General features: G+C 31.1%; 16 protein-coding genes. All 16 read right to left on the bottom strand.

Features of this window, described 5'->3' with window-relative positions; genetic code table 11:
- Positions 1-156: 156 nt before the first annotated feature.
- Positions 157-513, bottom strand: coding sequence for a type VI secretion system tube protein TssD (tssD, locus tag AC1RYN_RS18435; RefSeq protein ID WP_481808123.1), 357 nt, complete (start codon positions 511-513; stop codon positions 157-159).
- A gap of 546 nt (positions 514-1059) precedes the next feature.
- The gene (locus AC1RYN_RS18430; RefSeq protein ID WP_481808122.1) at positions 1060-2019 is read right to left on the bottom strand and encodes a TauD/TfdA family dioxygenase; all 960 of its coding nucleotides are present in this window, start codon (positions 2017-2019) and stop codon (positions 1060-1062) included.
- A gap of 58 nt (positions 2020-2077) precedes the next feature.
- Entirely contained in the window at positions 2078-3040 is a 963-nt protein-coding gene (locus AC1RYN_RS18425) for a cupin-like domain-containing protein (protein WP_481808121.1), read from the bottom strand.
- Positions 3041-3078: 38 nt separating this feature from the next.
- Complete coding sequence (locus AC1RYN_RS18420) at positions 3079-3720, bottom strand: 4'-phosphopantetheinyl transferase family protein (protein ID WP_481808120.1); 642 nt, start codon at positions 3718-3720, stop codon at positions 3079-3081.
- Between the two features lie 24 nt (positions 3721-3744).
- Entirely contained in the window at positions 3745-4077 is a 333-nt protein-coding gene (locus tag AC1RYN_RS18415; protein WP_481808119.1) for a thioesterase II family protein, read from the bottom strand.
- Positions 4078-4091: 14 nt separating this feature from the next.
- Positions 4092-4475, bottom strand: a complete 384-nt coding sequence (locus tag AC1RYN_RS18410; RefSeq protein ID WP_481808118.1) for a thioesterase II family protein — start codon at positions 4473-4475, stop codon at positions 4092-4094.
- 56 nt (positions 4476-4531) lie between these two features.
- Entirely contained in the window at positions 4532-5722 is a 1191-nt protein-coding gene (locus AC1RYN_RS18405) for an MFS transporter (protein ID WP_481808117.1), read from the bottom strand.
- 38 nt (positions 5723-5760) lie between these two features.
- Positions 5761-5994: a hypothetical protein gene (locus tag AC1RYN_RS18400; RefSeq protein WP_481808116.1), complete on the bottom strand. Its 234-nt coding sequence runs from the start codon at positions 5992-5994 to the stop codon at positions 5761-5763.
- Between the two features lie 53 nt (positions 5995-6047).
- On the bottom strand, positions 6048-6176 hold the full coding sequence (locus tag AC1RYN_RS18395) for a hypothetical protein (RefSeq protein ID WP_481808115.1): 129 nt from the start codon (positions 6174-6176) through the stop codon (positions 6048-6050).
- Positions 6177-6190: 14 nt separating this feature from the next.
- Positions 6191-6994: an MBL fold metallo-hydrolase gene (locus AC1RYN_RS18390; RefSeq protein WP_481808114.1), complete on the bottom strand. Its 804-nt coding sequence runs from the start codon at positions 6992-6994 to the stop codon at positions 6191-6193.
- A gap of 41 nt (positions 6995-7035) precedes the next feature.
- Positions 7036-7365, bottom strand: coding sequence for a hypothetical protein (locus AC1RYN_RS18385; RefSeq protein ID WP_481808152.1), 330 nt, complete (start codon positions 7363-7365; stop codon positions 7036-7038).
- A gap of 110 nt (positions 7366-7475) precedes the next feature.
- On the bottom strand, positions 7476-10055 hold the full coding sequence (locus tag AC1RYN_RS18380; RefSeq protein ID WP_481808113.1) for a condensation domain-containing protein: 2580 nt from the start codon (positions 10053-10055) through the stop codon (positions 7476-7478).
- Positions 10027-11625 (bottom strand): non-ribosomal peptide synthetase, encoded by a 1599-nt coding sequence (locus tag AC1RYN_RS18375; RefSeq protein ID WP_481808151.1) that lies wholly within the window; start codon positions 11623-11625, stop codon positions 10027-10029. The genes AC1RYN_RS18380 and AC1RYN_RS18375 overlap by 29 nt, the downstream gene beginning before the upstream one ends.
- Complete coding sequence (locus AC1RYN_RS18370) at positions 11622-15605, bottom strand: amino acid adenylation domain-containing protein (protein ID WP_481808150.1); 3984 nt, start codon at positions 15603-15605, stop codon at positions 11622-11624. The genes AC1RYN_RS18375 and AC1RYN_RS18370 overlap by 4 nt, the downstream gene beginning before the upstream one ends.
- On the bottom strand, positions 15578-16180 hold the full coding sequence (locus AC1RYN_RS18365) for a condensation domain-containing protein (protein WP_481808112.1): 603 nt from the start codon (positions 16178-16180) through the stop codon (positions 15578-15580). Before AC1RYN_RS18365 ends, AC1RYN_RS18370 begins: the two co-directional genes overlap by 28 nt.
- A gap of 164 nt (positions 16181-16344) precedes the next feature.
- Positions 16345-17620: non-ribosomal peptide synthetase (locus AC1RYN_RS18360; RefSeq protein WP_481808111.1), on the bottom strand; the 1276-nt coding region annotated here is incomplete at its 5' end.

Genomic DNA, 17620 nt, shown 5'->3' with positions numbered 1-17620 from the left:
AGCTAAAAATACCATGTTCTGAAAATAGAAGTGATACTTATTCAATGTTTTTGAAGAAAGTGTATAGTAAAAAAACAAGAAGCGATGCATTATACCGCTTCTTGTTCAATAAGAAAAATTAAATTTTAGCCCAATTGTTATCTAATGTTGCATTACCTAATGTAATTTTCTCTGCTGAGAAAGTAATTTCAGTACCATTGGAGTTTCAGCCAAAGCATCTAATTGCTCACTGAAGAAAACAATAAAAGCATTTTCAAAAGAAAGTTCTTTCATTACTTGCTCAGAATCAGCTTTAAAATACTTCACTTTTCCACTTACTGGTTTGTGCTGACTGTTTACTGCCTGCTCAATAACTGTAGTGTTGTCTGTAGATTTTACTCTTACGTTTAATCTACCTCCTTTGATTTCAGATGAAACGGCTCCTTTACCATCAGTATGTCTTATCATATCTACTTTTGAAAATAATACTTGGTACTCGTTTCCTTCGAATTCTAAAATTGCTTTAAATGCCATAATAAAAATAATTAAATTGTTAAAAATTGTTTTTTAGAATCCTCTCTCATTCTGTCTGACTAGTATAAACAAAAAAGAGGTATTCTAACTGATTTTAGAATACCTCTTTTTGTACTTAAAGTACTTTTTTGATTTGCTTCTTATAGGAAGATGAAGGGGTATTCGTAATCAATTTTATACGAATATATGACTACAAATGAAATAAACAAATTATTTTGTACTATTTTTCATCAACAATTATAATGAAATATTTTTAACATGTAAGAATAATACACAAAACTAAATCTTAATTTGAAATAAATTACTTGAAGAATAATAGCTTTGGACACAATGCCTTTGGTATTTTATTTAATGGCTTTTCAAATCTCTAAAGGTAGAAAGTTATCTATATAGTTACGACAAAACCTATCTTAGTTAATATGATTTATAACAATAGACTGTATTTATAAATAAAGAAAAAGCTACCTTAAAATTAACTTTAAGATAGCTCCTTTTCCTGTAAATAATATTTTAGAATGATTTAATAAAAAACTTCAACTTATGAATTTATACTCTAAAGTTTCTTGCCATGCCTACCAAAACTTTTCGTGGCCCTTCATAACGCTCTCTTCCATGTGTAAATAGCATGTTATCTAATAGTAAAAGATCATTTTTTTCCCATTGAAAAGAAAATTTTGTTTTTTCGTAAACGTCTCTAATAATATCAAGGGCTGCTGGATCGATTGGAGTTCCATCACCAAAAAAAGTATTTCTAGGTAGATTATCTTCTCCCAAAAGTTCTACTAAGGCTTCTTGCAATTCTTCTTCCAAGCTACTAACATGAAATAAATGAGCTTGATTAAACCATAGTTTTTCTTTAGTTGTTGGATGAATAATAGAAGCCTGATTTACCTGTCTAGTTTTAAGTCCTTCAGATGTCCATTCAAAATCTAATTTATTTTCTTTACAAAATTGTTCTACTTCATTTTTATTGCTTGTTTGAAAAACTTCTTGCCAAGGCAAATCAATATTAGAATAGTTTCTTACATACATTATTTTTTTTCGCTCAAACTCTTCTCTAATTTCTTTAGGGATTTCCTGATAAGCAATACGGCTATCTGAAATTGGTGTATTCCCCATTTTACTTGCTGGTGTTTCACATAAAAAACCAATTCTCATCGGCCAAGAGTTAAAATAAGCATTTTCGTTATGCTGAGGAATCACTTCAGAAGCATGATATTCTGTAGCTGTGTATATTTTATTTTTTAATTCAGTTCGAGGAGTCGATCTGTATGCGTAGTTATCTAAGTCTTCACCAAATACTATTTTTAATATTGATCCAAAGTCATCTGCACCATTAATGTTTAAGCCACGGATTAAAAGTGCCCCTTCTTGGGAAATAAAATCTTCGAATTCTTTTTTATTAGCCTCAGCCCAATTTAATAGTTCCTCTCCTTGATAATTTTCAACATTTAATAACATCTTTTTTCCAGAGATTGTCTGGATTTCATTTAGATTCAGTACCATATTTTTAATGATTAATTTATTGATGATTTTTTTGATTTAAGTTGTCTTTTTTAATTTATTAAATACGTCCAATCATTTTCTTGAATCCGTACGAAAGTCCTGAAAAGACAGCTAAAAAAGGCATTACAAGAGATATCTTTCTAAAAGGCTGTAATCCACCTTTGTAAAATTGACCAACAAAATAATTTGAAAAATTTCCAAATTTATGGATTGGGGTTTTCCAACAATGTGCGTAAGTAAATCCAACCACATCATCATCTGGCATAACAGCATGTAACCAGTATGGTGGAATATATAAGGCATCTCCTTCTTCTACATAGGCAATGACTGGTTTCAAATCAATAGAACTGTCTAAAACTTTTCCATCTAAATAAGAATCATTTCGGAAAAACTCTACAATTTCTCTTGCATTAGGTATTTCTGGTGATAATAAAGCCACTTTTTTCGCTCCACTAACCTGACACATTAAAGTTTCATCTGTAATGTGATGATGCCAAGCTGTGGATGCTCTACGATACAAAAAAAACCTTTTTTGCTCATAAAGTCTCGGTTTTATCGAACTGTTATGAAAAGTGAATCCAGGCATCTCGTTTATTAATTTCGAGAAACGATTATCATCGGTAATTTTTTCAGCTGGCATGCTCAAAATAGGATCTTCATTGTTGAATAACCTTTTTATTGCTTTATGAAATGTAAGTTCTTCACTATTAACCTTATGTCTATCCCAACTAGCGTGATTCATGTGTGGATAAATTGTAATTTTAAAATCATCACAAGCTTTTAACCAATATTCTTCACTTTTAAAATGCTGAATAGCTGGCCAATGTTTCACTGCACCTTTAATTAGACATGGCTTATTAGGTGCAACCCAATCTTTATTAAACTTTTTTTCACTTAGGTCATTAGACATAACAACTTGTACCTGAGTCGCATTTTCTATTCCTGGAATCATTGAAAATAAATCGTCAATAATTACTTCAGGTTTTGTTTCCGTTTGAGGAGTTACTAGAACATTTTCCATAATTTATTTTGTTTTATTTATTTGTTGGTAATTAATATTTAAACCATTGAATAAATATTAATTTCATTCATTGTAACCATATGCTCGCCATTATATACAACATAAGCGCTATACCTTTCATCTATATTTAATTTTTCAAAACTCCATAACTGATGATTACAGCATAGTAACTTTTCATTGTATACTTCAATATCTTTCAATGGAATCATAAGTCCTATCCCATCTGCTTTTAAAGCAGCTTCCTTTAATGTCCATGTATCATAAAAAAACTCTAATGGCGTTTGAGTGTTTTTAAATCTTTTATCATCCACGTCATTAAAAACAATTTCTTTTATTTCATTTATATCAATATTTTTAATTTCTTCAATATCAATACCTATTTTCGATTCGATTGAAACCGCACATATCACATAATTACCTGAATGCGAAATATTAAAATCAACATCTTGATTTATGTAAGGGCGGTTATTTTCATCAATTTTAATTTCTTCTAATATTCTTTTTGAAAATCCACTTTCTATTAATAATTTTCTTAAAACCAATTTTCCAAACAAACATCTTTTTTGGTCAATCTCTTGGACATAACTGTTTACTTGTTTTTGAATAAAATCAGGAACATTAGGTATGATTTTTTTGTAATCATCAATAAGATCAATATTTATGTAATTTATTAAAATCATTATTCTCTATTTACTTTACCCATACTAATGCATCTTTTCTGTTAATAAGTCTAAAGCTTTTTTAGCTACATTCTTTTTATAACATTCTTTTATTACACTGCATACTCTTTCTGCGTTATTGAATATAAAAAAGTGGTTTCCGGTAAGTATTTCATAATCAAAAGATGATGTTGTGTATTTAGACCAATTCGTTATGTCTTCAACATGTTTTTCAACATCTCCCATTATAGCATAAATTGGAATTTTAATAATAGACTCACTGCCTAAATTGTTTTCTTCAGAAATTTCAAAATCTGCTTTTAGAATAGGTATAAAATAATCTAATAATTCCTGGCTTTCTAAAAACTCTAAAGGCAATCCTCCTAATTTTGTTACTTCTGCGATAAACTCTTTATCTTCAAGTAAATATCTTTTTTATTCTCTTTTATTTTTGGCCCAGCATTTCCTGATACGATTAAACATAGAGGCGTTATACTATCTTCTTCAAGCATTCTTGTCACTTTGAAAGCAAGCGAAGCTCCCATACTATGTCCGTATATTAGAAAATTCCTAGAGGTTAATCTTTTTTTTATTTGTGTATAAATATAATTTGCTGCTGTAGAAAAATCTTTGATCAAAATCTCATCCGAACTTGCCCCTCTTCCTGGAAGCTCAAGTGTTTCTAATTTAAAATCTCCCAAATAAGGATTCATGAAATTAAAAGAGTCACTGTTTCCTCCGGCAAAATGCAACATAAATAATTGTGGTTTTGACATGTTTATTACTTTAAAGGATTTAATATTTTAAATTATAATTTGAATCGCATTTATCATTAATCTTTCATTTTTTGGTAAAAAAATATTGCTACAAACCCAAACATACCGCTAAATGCGATCACTCTTTGTGGCCCAAACAAATCAACACAAAAACCTGCCAATAATCCTGCTAATGTACTTGCCAATTGATTTGCCATACTCATCGTCGATATTATTGTTGCTCTAAATCTTCCTGGAATGACTTGATGTAAATACGATTGAATTAATGGTCCACCCAGATTTAACATTCCACTTTTCGTAATAATAATTATTGTACCAAGAATAAAAAACGGTGGATAAATAAATAGTAATGAAAAAAGTAATCCTATAACTATTAGAATGACAACCGACAATACATTTTTAGATTTAAACCTTGTAAAAAGACGTGAAGCGAACGAAGAAGCGATACAAACAACGGATATGATTGAAAAAACATACCCCATTTGGTATTCTTTTAGTCCTAAGCTTATTAAAAATGGTTGCGTTCCTATTGCTCCTGCTTTTATTATACACATAAATATACCCGCCACTATAGAGAAAAACAATGTTTTCTGACGTATTGAAAAAGCAATACCAATTTTACTGGTTTGAAATGATTCTTTAAAAAGATCCAATAGTTTTAATTTTTTCGGCTTAAAGTTCTCTTTAGTGAAAAAAGTTATTATGATAGCAGTAAAGAAGAAACCGAAACCATATATATACCAAAGAATTTCTATTGAATATACTTTAACCAATAAAGCTCCTAATAATGGCGCAAAAACGGCCCCCAAAGCCAAAAAACTACTACTCTTAATAAAATACTCCTGATGGAGGTCTTTTCTTTTTTTACTATTTAGATTATCAATAACGAAAGCTTCCTGAGCGCCTGACATAAAAGTATCTCCAATACCTGTCATTATATATAAAAGCAGAATAACATAATAGTTTTTTACAATTGGAATAAACATTACAGCAATTGCAATAATTAAAGCTCCTACTACCACGGAATATTTTCTACTAAATCCGTCAGCAAAGGCTCCTGTTGGAATTTCAAATAAAAATGCAGTTACCCCGGCACACGACATAATAACAGAAATTTCGAAAAAAGAGTACCCCAAATGCAAAAAATAAAGCAGGTAAAATGGTGTTATCATTGTTGATAGCCCTGATACAAGTAAATACAAGTAAAAGGGCCATAAATGCTTTAATTCATCTTTTTTAAATAGCATATTTGATTGATTAATTATCTTAAAAGAACTTCACTATTTTAATTAAAACCCGCTACTTCTTCAGTTACGTAGTCATAAAACAGTTCTTTTTCACCAAAAAGTCTTTCAGCTACAATATTTCTTTTCTGACACTCTTCAATAAGACGGTTGGATTGAACAATTGGATTAGATTCATCTGTATATTTGATACTGCTAATAAATTCTAACCAAGGTTCTTGTCCCATTGCATATACATATACTTCTTTTGGGTTAAAAATTTCAACTAGAGGCATTCCTTTTGAATAATCAGATCCTGAAAGTCTTCTTGATTGATCTTTATCTCTAGCTAAACTTCTTCAGTAAGTAATGGTCCATACAACCATGACAAAGGTGCACCGTCACATTCCATTCCTAAAAATACAACGTCAACATCACCTACAGCTCGCTGAACATGTTTATATAATAATGGTTCCATTACTCTAGAATCAGCTACAAACAAGAAGAAAACTGTTTAATAGCTACATGAAAACAAGCTTTTGCTCTTACATTTAAATCACTATGTTCTCCTGTAAATGGTATAGCTGTGATAGAGACATTACCGAATACGTTTTCATCCATTTCATCCATTTCAATAACATTTTGGAAGCCCATGCTTTTAAATGCTAGTTTCAAACTAGGATCTTGCAATGCACCACTTGTAGTTATAGGAACAACAATATTTTTAATTTTATGTCTCAATGGTAATAATGTTTCCAATAAGACATGATCTTGATGGTTATGTGTTATTATTACATAATCAATTTCATCTGGCAAATCATAATCTGAGTAATGGGATACGGTTGATTCATAGCCATAATAACTAATTACCGGATCTAATAAAACACTTACTTCTTTCGTTTCAATCAAAATACAAGCGTGTCCAAAATAACGCATACGTGCTTTATCTCCATCATATTTCTTGTATCTAGGGCTTTGTTCTTCTGTGAAAAAAGTATCAAATAGAGCTCTATCATCAGGAGATACCCCTAAAATAGCTGCTATTTCATCTATGCATCCCGGATTACGCTTCATTTTACTTAAGGCATCAATACCTTTATGATTTAAGGGAATGTCTAAATGTAAAACATTAGGATCATTAAGTTTTGGAGTACTCAAACAAAAAGGTCTTGAATCATTGTCAGTAATCCACAATGCTATACTTTGAGCAGAAATATCATTGAATTCACTTTTATATAATAGTGATTCAAAAAGACGGAAAGAAGGATTATTATTTAAATCATAAACCAGCTCCACATATCCTTTAAGTAAATCTGGAACTTTTTCATATAAAGGTTCTAGAGAAAACCTTTCGCATTACTCTTTAACATTTTATCCAATTCGACTATAGCCGCCTGAAGCTCTATAGATTTAGCTCGACGCTCTATTGTATTTTGTCTTAGTTCTTTTACTTCTTCAATTCTGCCTCCGTTGTAATCGATAAATGGGCCTCCCAGCATTTTTGGATTTTTGACAGCAGCGGCATGTATCTGAGGAGCTTGAAGATAAGAGTTCATTATTTTTAAATGTCTCCCTACAATATTCATAGCAGCAGTAGCGGGTGATATAAGGTGTGACCAAGCATACCAGCGGTCAATTAAAGGTTCTATAACTACATTAGGCTTCAGGAAGAACGTTTTCTCTTTTTCATAGTGTTTGTTAGTTTTTGTTAATGTTTGTTTCTTAATTATTATTTTGTATTTAATCTTTGTATTTATTTTTAAACTTATAAGGGTATTTATATCTTTTCAAGATTTTCTAACTCGCTTATTTTTATGTCAACTTTGTTTGATCGGGTTAAAATAAAATCGCAAATAACATCGCTACTTGTCTCCAAAATATTATCATGATGACAATCAAGATCAATTAATTGAATTTTTTCTGTTACTAAACAATCATCACTTTCTAATACTTTATCCAAACCATTATACATTGATTCAACATAAAATTTTTGAGAATTGCGAAATATTGTTGGTAAAATCTCACTGTTATTTTCTTCTTCCGACATGTTCATCTTAGAAGCTTTAAACAAAACGATATTCAGATTTTGCGCATTATATCTAGGATTGTATCTATAATGAATTATTTTTTTGAACTCTTCGATACAACTTTGTGGCAAATAATTTTCAATACTTCTAAAATCAAAATAGCTATCAAGTAAGATTAAGTCACTTTTTTCTACTCTGTTCCCTAATAATTTATTAAAAATTTCAAATGCCAAAACTCCTCCAAAACTCCAGCCTACAAATGTATATTTCCCTTTTGTCTGCAATTTTTGAATCCAAATTCTATAAAAATCCGCCAAATCTTCCATTTTTACTGTTGAAGCATAATTATCTGCCTGCGTCTTCATAAATGCGAAAAAATTATTAAACAGGACTAGTTTTCTATTATTAAGTCTTGGAACTAAACTGTTATAATATGATTCGGCTCCACTACCTCCTGGAGGAAATATGAATATTGGATCTTCTTCTAAGTGTTCATTAAAAATTTCATAAGGATTAAATTCAGCAAAATCAGTAGGAGTATGAGTTGCTCCTTCTTCTTCTAACTTATCAATGCAATGGTTAATAATCTTTGTGAGGTTCGTTTTAAAGCTGTCACTTAAAAGTGCTGTAGTTTCCTCTCCTAATTTTGTGACAACATCAAAATGCATTTTACTATCACTAACTATTCCGTTGATGTTTATAAGGTTATGCCCAATATTATCTGGGTGCATGCTATAACCGCTGCTCTCTGAAGCAAATTGCCACTCTTTGTGCTGAGTTTCGAATTGCCCTAAATAATTAAAACCAATAGGAATTAAATCTTTTTGTGAATAATTTGCCTCTTCGGTTACTGCAAATGCACCAAATCCTATTCCTTTGTTAGGTATATTTCGTAAGCTCTCCTTAATAAAAGGGATACTTTCTTTGTAGTTATTTTGTATTTCTAACCTAACTGGAAACATTGTTGTAAACCAACCTACTGTTCGGCTATGATCAATTGTTGGATCTATATCCACTCTACCATGTCCTTCTAATGTTATTCCTTGAACATTGTGATTATTAATCTCTTTAAGTGCATAAGCTAAGGCTGTTAATAATAAATCATTTACTTCTGTATGGTATGCTTTTGAAGCTTCCTGTAAAAATGATTTGGTCAATACAGTATCTAACTCAATCGTTTTTGAACTTATTTCTTTTATTTCACAATCCAATTGATAATTAGGCATATCTCTCAATTGCTCTTCCCAATATGCTCCTTCTGAAGGATGTTGAGCTGAGTAATTTTCTACGCTTGTAATCCATTGACGATAACTGCTGGATTTTGATGGTAAAGCTTTTCCTTGAAACAAATCTTTAACATCTTCAGCCAAAATACGCCAGCTTACCCCATCAACAATCATATGATGCAATGCAAAATAAATTCTGGCACTATTATCCGTATATCCGTGTAAATATCCTATTTGAAATAAAACACCTTGCTCTAGATCAAAACCACTTTGCCAATTGGTAAGAATTTCATGAACTTCTGTTTCTGAATGTTGACTTACATCTAAAGTCTTAATTTTGTGTAATGGGATATTTGATTGATATATCTGTTTCCAGTGAATCTTTCCTGTTTTAGAATCTTGTTCTTTATTATATCGAATACGTAACACATCATGATAAGAAATGAGTTGCTCAACTATCTCCTCTAATTTTTTAGCTTCTAACTCAGGTACTCTAATTAAAAAACTTTGATTCCAGTGGTTTGATTTAGCTAATTCTCCATTTTCAACTTTATCTACAAACCATTGCTGAACTGGTAGAAAATTCAATTCTCCTGTTAGGAGTCCTTGCTCTGCAATAATATCAATTTCTGATTTTTTTGTACTTAAGTATTCCGCAAGTTTGCCAATTGTTTTGTACTCAAAAATATCTTTTACCTGGCAACTAAATCCTGCTTGTTTTATACGGTTTGTTATCTGAATACTTAATATAGAATCTCCTCCTATTCTAAAAAAATCATCTATAATACTTACTTTTTCTAATCCTAATACTTCTTGCCAAATTTCAGATATTTCTTTTTCAACTTGCGTTTTAGGCTCTATATAATCGTTTGATAATGAAGTAAACTCAGGATTTGGCAAAGCATTCTTATTGATTTTTCCACTACTGTTTAATGGGAAAGATTCTATTGCAACTAATGCTGCAGGAATCATATAATCAGGCAATACCAGGGCTAGTTTTTCTAAAATTACGGTTTGATTAATTATCTCTTCACCACTATCAACAACATAGTATGCAGCTAAATATTCTGAACCGTCAATTTCTGATTTTCTCTTTTTTAGCAAAAACACAAACTTGTTTAATTCCTTCGATTTGAGACATGGCATATTCTATTTCTCCCAACTCAATACGATACCCTCGGATCTTGACTTGATCATCATTTCTACCAATGTATTCAATATTACCATCGGGTAACCAGCGAACCAAATCTCCTGTTTTATACAATTGGGTATAGCCATTTTCTTTATCTGATTCTGTTGCAAAAGGATTAGCTACAAAACGTTCTGCAGTTAATTCAGGACGATTTAAATAACCTCTTGATAATCCTGCTCCTCCTATGTAAAGTTCGCCAACAATCCCGATAGGAACTGGCATATTGTTAGAACTTAAAACGTATAATTTTTTATCTGATAACTGTTTGCCTATTGGTACTATTTTATCCGTATTACAGTCATTTAATTCACAATAAGTAGAATAAACTATATTCTCTGTAGGCCCATATACGTGTATTAAAGAAGACGTTTTATACTGACTCTTAAATTTATTAACAATCTCTAAATTACAACGTTCTCCACCAAATAATACTTGTTGCAAGCTTTCAAAACATTTAGACTTATTCTGCACTAAAGAATTAAACAATGCCGTTGTAATAAAGACAGTATCTATTTTAAATTTGATAAAGTGATCGTCTAATTTAGATAAATCCAATAGGGTATCTTTATCAATAATGACCAGTTTTTTTCCATTCAGTAATGAGAAAAACAAATCAAAGACACTACCATCAAAGGAATAATTTGAGACTCCGGCAATAACATTTGTTTTTTCATAATTTATAAAATTATTATCAAGCACAAATGATACTATTTGACAATGTTCAACCATTACTCCTTTAGGCTGACCTGTCGTTCCTGAAGTATAAATTATATAAGCTAAATCACTTGGATTAGTATTCTTCTTAATTGACTGCATTGAAGGTTCAATAGAATCTAATTGTACATCTATTGCAAATAGATTTCCTGAATAAAAATCAAGGTCAAAAATATAATCTGTTTGTGTAATTAATATGTTCAGTGAAGTATCTTGTATAATATATTCTTTCCTTGCTATTGGGTATTCTGAATCGATACATACGTATGCAGCTCCTGCTTTCATTATACCTAAAATAGCTATAATCATCTTTTCTGATCTATCAAGCATGATGCCTATAAAATCATTTTCCTGTACCTTATAGTTTTCAATTAGGTATCCCGCCAATTTACTAGATTCCTCATCGAGTTGTTTGTAGGTTAGCTCTTTATCTCCAAAAACGATTGCAATATTATTTGGAGTATTAATAACCTGTTCTTCAAATATATCTATGACCGTTTTATTCTTAGAGTATACCTTACTCGTAGCGTTCCAATCATAAACAACTTGATTATATTCATCAGAACTAAGCAAACTAATTTCACTGTATGGTTTACTCGGATTTTCTATTAATTGTTCCAGAAGATGCAAGTAGCGTTGATTAAATTTTGTAATAGTCTCTTCATGAAACAAACTAGTAGCATAGTTTATTAATCCCAAAAGTTCTTCACCGCTATCATCTATTGTAATGCTTAAATCAAATCTAGCATTTTGGTAAGCTTCATTTATCTGATAAGGTTTGAAAATAATTTTTGAAGTCCTGATTTTTTTTCATGGTCATCAAAACTTCGAACACTAAACATAATTTGAAAGATTGGATGTCTTGACGCATCACGTTCAATACCTAATTCGGCAACTAACTTTTCAAAAGAAATATCCTGATGCAATTGAGCCTCTATTTGGTCTTTGTGAGTCGCCAATATTAATTCTTCGAAACTTTGAGTTGAATTCAGTTGCGCTCTGCTTACTTGTGTATTTACAAAGAAGCCTATTAGTTCTTCTGTTTGCTTATGATGTCGATTTGCTATTGGACTACCTATTGTAATATCATCTTGTCCAGTATATTTATTTAATAGAATATTGATTCCACTAAGTAGTACACTATTTAATGTAACACCACAACGTTGTGTTAATACGTGTAATTTTTGACTAATTTCTTTGTCAATTTTAAACCATTGGTCAGCCCCTCTATAATCTGTTTTAATTGGTCTAGGATAATCTGTTGGAAATTCTAACGTTTGATAACCCGATAATTTATTCTTCCAATGATTTAATTGTTTTTCTAATACATTTCCAACTAAATAAGATCTTTGCCATTGCGAATAATCTTTATATTGTATCTCTAATGCAGGAATACTAAATGTTAGATCCTTATTGACATAGGCTTCATAAAAAGCAAGCAATTCTTTTTGAAATATACCTATTGACCAGCCATCAGAAGCAATGTGATGTCTATTGATAAGTAGTAATATTTTACTAGAGGATTTATTGGCAGATGATTCGATAACATAAAATTTTGCTCGTATAGGATATTCTGCAGCAAAATTGAAAGGCTTATTAATGTCTTTTTCTATTACTAAATCATAATCTTCTGTATCCTTTAAATAAACCTCTTCTATTGAAAGTGGATCATCATGTACCGTTTGAGTGCTAAATTCCTGATTCTCTTCTTGTTTTATAGTACTTCGTAAAACTTCGTGTCTTAATACTATTTGTTGCAAGGCATATTTTAAACCCTCCTTATCAGTATCGGCATCAAGTTCTAATACCACTGGCATATGATACGCATTCGTTCCTTCTTCATACTGTTCAATAAACCATAAACGCTCTTGTGCAAAAGAAAGCGGGGCTTGATTAGATTTTATTTTAGGAATGTTTATTTGCATTTGGTCTGCAGTATGAATTAGTATTTGAGCTATAGTTTTGTGCTTAAATACATCTGCCACTTTTACACTATATCCCAAAAACTTACTCATACGATGTGATACTTTAATAGCCAAAATCGAGTTTCCTCCTATTTTAAAAAAATCATCAGTAACACCTACTCTTTCAATACCAAAGGCCAGCTGCCAAATTTCACATAATTGGGCTTCTATTTCATTTTTAGGAGCAGCGTATAAATCTTCAGATGAAGTGAAATCTGGATCTGGTAAGGCACGTTTATCTAATTTACCATTGATTGTTAACGGAAATAACTCCATTGCTACCAATGCACTAGGAATCATATATTCTGGCAGTATATGAGATAACTTTTCTAAGATAACCGTTTGACTAACTGTAACATTATTATCTTCGAATACGTAGTATCCAACTAGATATTTAGCTGAACCTGTTTCGGTTTCTCTATTTTTAATTAAAACGCATGATTGTTTAATCCCTTCAATTTGTTTTAGAGCATGTTCTATCTCTCCTAACTCAATTCTGTAACCGTTAAACTTAATCTGATCATCGTTTCTTCCAATATATTCCAAATTACCATTCGATAACCATTTGACTAAATCACCGGTTTTGTATAATCTGTCATAGCCTTTGATTTTATCAGATTCTGTTGCAAATGGATTATTAATAAAACGCTCTGCTGTTAACTCAGGACGATTTAAATATCCTCTTGATAAAGCCGCTCCACCGATATACAATTCACCAACCACACCTACAGGAAGAGGTTTGTTGTTTTTGTCTAGTACAAAAATTCTTTTACCTGCATATGGCTTCCCAATAACTTGCTGCTCAATTTTGTTATCTATCTTGTATACCGTAGTTCCAACAGTTGACTCTGTAGGACCGTATTGATTAAAAAGAGTAATATTTTTGTTTGAGATAACATCATTAACACACTTATAAGAAATCATCTCACCTCCCATTACAATATTTAATTCCTGATTAATATAGCTAAGGTTAAGAGATTCAAGCATGGAAGGTGTTAATCTCATTGTATCAATTTTATTTTCTTGAATATAATGCTCAATGCCCTGATTTAAGAAAATGTCTTTAGTTGATATATGTGTTGTTACGTTTCCAATTGCTCCAGACAATAAAGTTGGTAAAGCAGCATCAAAACAATAATTCAATACAGAAAACATATTTATATGTTCTTTTTGAATTAGTTTCTTGAAGCTAAGCAAATAATAGATAACTGAATCATGCTCCACCATTACTCCTTTGGGTTTGCCTGTTGTCCCTGAAGTGTATATAACATAAGCAAGGTTCTTACTTTTATTATATGATGGAAGATTACTGTTATCTTCTATTGTGTAGCATTCTTCAGTTAGATCAATGCAAACAACCTTATTTTGTGGGAATTGAATATGGTTATTTTCTTTTAAATGTTTTTGAGTAAGGATTAATTCTGCTCCAGTGTCTTCTAAGATATAGTCTATTCTTTCTTGTGGATAACTTGGATCAATAGGCACATAAGCGCCACCAGCTTTTAATATAGCGAGTATTCCAACAACCATTTCTAAACTTCTGTCTAAACATATCGCTATTAATGTCTCTGCTGGAAGTGGTTGTTTTACCCTTTCTTCATATTGTGCTCTGATGTGGCGTGCTAACTGATTGCTCTTTTCGTTTAATTCATTATACGTAAGTTGCTTTCCTTCATATACTAACGCAATATTATTCGGTATTTTTATTGCCTGATCTTGAAACAGTTCATGAATTGTACTCTCAAATGAATATTCTTTGTCGAAAGCATTTAACTTGTAAACTATTCGCTCATATTCTTCAGAATTAAGCAAGCTTATTTGACTATACGCTTCTGTTGGAGTTTGAGTTAATTGCTCTAAAAGATGCATATAATGATTTACTAATCTAGCAATCGTATTTTTATGGAATAAACTTGTAGCATAACTAATTTCTCCTATTAGTTCTTCTTGATTATCACTTATTGTGACTAATAAATCGAATTTTGCTACTTCGTAAACTTCTTCTTCTAAATATGGTTTAAAGTAATCTTTTTGGAGCTTTGAACTTTCATTTTGGCTACCAAAACTCTCCATGATAAACTTTATCTGGTAAATTGGATGTCTTGACGAATCACGCTCAATACCTAATTCATCCACTAACTTTTCGAAAGGCAAATCCTGATGCAATTGTGCATCAATTTGATCTTGATGAACCAGTTGGATAAGTTGTTCAAAAGTTTGAGTATTGTTTAATATCGTTCTATTTGCCTGTGCATTTACAAAAAAACCAATAAGTTCTTCCGTTTGTTTATGATGGCCATTTGCTATTGCAGTACCAATAACAATATCGTCTTGTCCTGTATATTTATTTAACAGAATATTTATACTGCTTAACATGACACTATTGAGCGATACACCATATTGTTGCCCTAACTGACGTAGTTTTTTGCCAACTTCATTGTTTATTTTAAACCTTTGACTGGCACCTTTATAATTGATTTCAGAAGGTCTTGCATAATCAATTGGAAATTCCAAAAGCTGAAATCCTGATAATTTATTCTTCCAATAATTCAATTGGTTGTCTAGAATTTCTCCTACTAAGTACGATTTTTGCCATAAAGCATAATCTTTATATTGAATTTCTAATTCAGGTAAACTAAAGTTCTCATCATTATTAATGTATCCTTCATAAAATTGATACAATTCTTTTTGGAATAATCCCATCGACCAGCCATCACTGGCAATGTGGTGCATATTAATTAATAATAACGTTTTATTTAATGCGTCAGAAGAAGATGATTCAATGGTATAAAACTTAATACGAATCGGGTATTTGCATTTAAATTAAAAGGACGATTAATATCCTCTTTTATTAATGATTTATAATCTATTGTATCGGTTAATGTTATTTCTTCTATAAAAAGAGGCGCTGAATGCACTTTTTGAGTACCATTTTCTTGATTTTCTCTTTGTTCAATAGTACTTCTTAATATTTCATGTCTCGAAACAATCTGCTGCAAAGCATATTTTATCCCCTCTTTGTCAGTGTCAATATCAAGTTCCAGAACATTTGGCAAATGATAGGCATTACTACCTTCTTCATATTGCTCTACAAACCACAAGCGCTCTTGAGCTGGACTTAACGGATAATTTATTGTTTCTTTATTTCTGAATATAAATACGTTTGAAAAATTTTCCTTTGAAAAAATTTTATTCTCTTTCAGAACCGATATCAATTGGCTTTTATTATTTAAAATAAAATCTTTTGTTTCTTGGTTTTTTAATTTTTCGGTGACAAAAATCTTTATCGTTTCATTCTCTAGCCAAATAGCTCCGGAATTAAGTTTTAGTTTGTTAAAAAATAAATTAATATTATACATTATTATTTTTAAATTAAATTGGGTTAATTACTGATAATTAAAAAACTTATGAAAAACTAAATCAACCTGTTCATTTATTAAGAGTTTTTCTGACTTTTAAATAAAATAAAGATATTGTTTTTCTTGATAAAATAATTTGATTTTAGGCTTAAGTAGTAAAATTTTTAAAATTCCCACTCATCACCTTCAATTCCTGCTTCTGCTAAAGCAAAACTTTCTAATAAAGTTTTAATCACTTTATATTTAAAAATATCAGCGACTTTTACATTACATTTCAAAAACTGACTCATACGATGTGAAGCTTGTAAAGCCAAAATAGAATTACCTCCTATTTTGAAAAAATCATCCGTGATTCCCACTTGATCTAATCCCAATAGAGTCTTCCAAATCTCACAAACGGCTATTTCTATTTCAGTAGTTGGTGCAACATAATCTGCTTCAGAAGAAGTAAATTCCGGATCAGGTAAAGCGCGTTTATCTAATTTACCATTGATCGTTAATGGAAAAGATTCCATGGCAACCAAAGCCGTAGGAACCATATAATCCGGCAAGACTTCTAATAATCTATTTTGAATAGCAACCGAAGTCATATCGTAATCTGAGACATAATAACCGACCAAGTATTTAGTGGCAGCTGTTTCAGTATTTCTTTCTTTAGCTAACACACACACCTGATTGATTCCTTCAATTTGAGAAATAGCATGTTCAATTTCTCCCAACTCGATGCGATATCCTCGAATTTTGACTTGGTCGTCGTTTCTACCAAGATATTCTATATTCCCATCTGCTCGCCATCTCACTAAATCACCTGTTTTGTATAATCTGGTGTAGCCCTTAGCTTTATCTGCTTCGGTAGCAAAAGGATTTACAACGAAACGCTCCGCTGTTAACTCCGAACGGTTCAGATATCCTCTGGATAAACCAGCTCCTCCAATGTACAATTCTCCCATTACACCAATAGGAACCGGATTATTTCCAGAATCAAGCACATACAATTGTTCGTTGAATAATGGTGTTCCGATATATGGTTTGCTTGAATCTTTCACTTCAAACGATGAACTCCAAATAACAGTTTCTGCAGGGCCATAAACGTTAATTACTTTTCCAAAAGCATGAATTAGTTTTTCAGCAATCGACGAAGGCAATGCTTCCCCTCCTACAAGGCAGACACTATTTGATAACTTGTCAGGATATTGATTAACCAAATGAAGTAAAGCACTTGGCGTTTGCTGTATAATTTGATGATCTAAAAGATTTTCTTCTTTTACTTCATGAATAGAAGATAATGTGATCTTGCTTCCGAAAATTAAAGGAAGAGCATATTCCAATCCAAAAATATCAAAAACATAATTTGTCAAACTCAATACATTTCTTTCCGCAGAATCTACTTTACCTTCTAAACTATCATGGTAATTATAAATAAATTGGGCAAAAGCCTGA

It is taken from the genome of Flavobacterium sp. TC780 (assembly GCF_056783245.1).
Note: the sequence above shows the minus strand (reverse complement) of the source record. Positions and strands in the feature narration are given on the sequence as shown.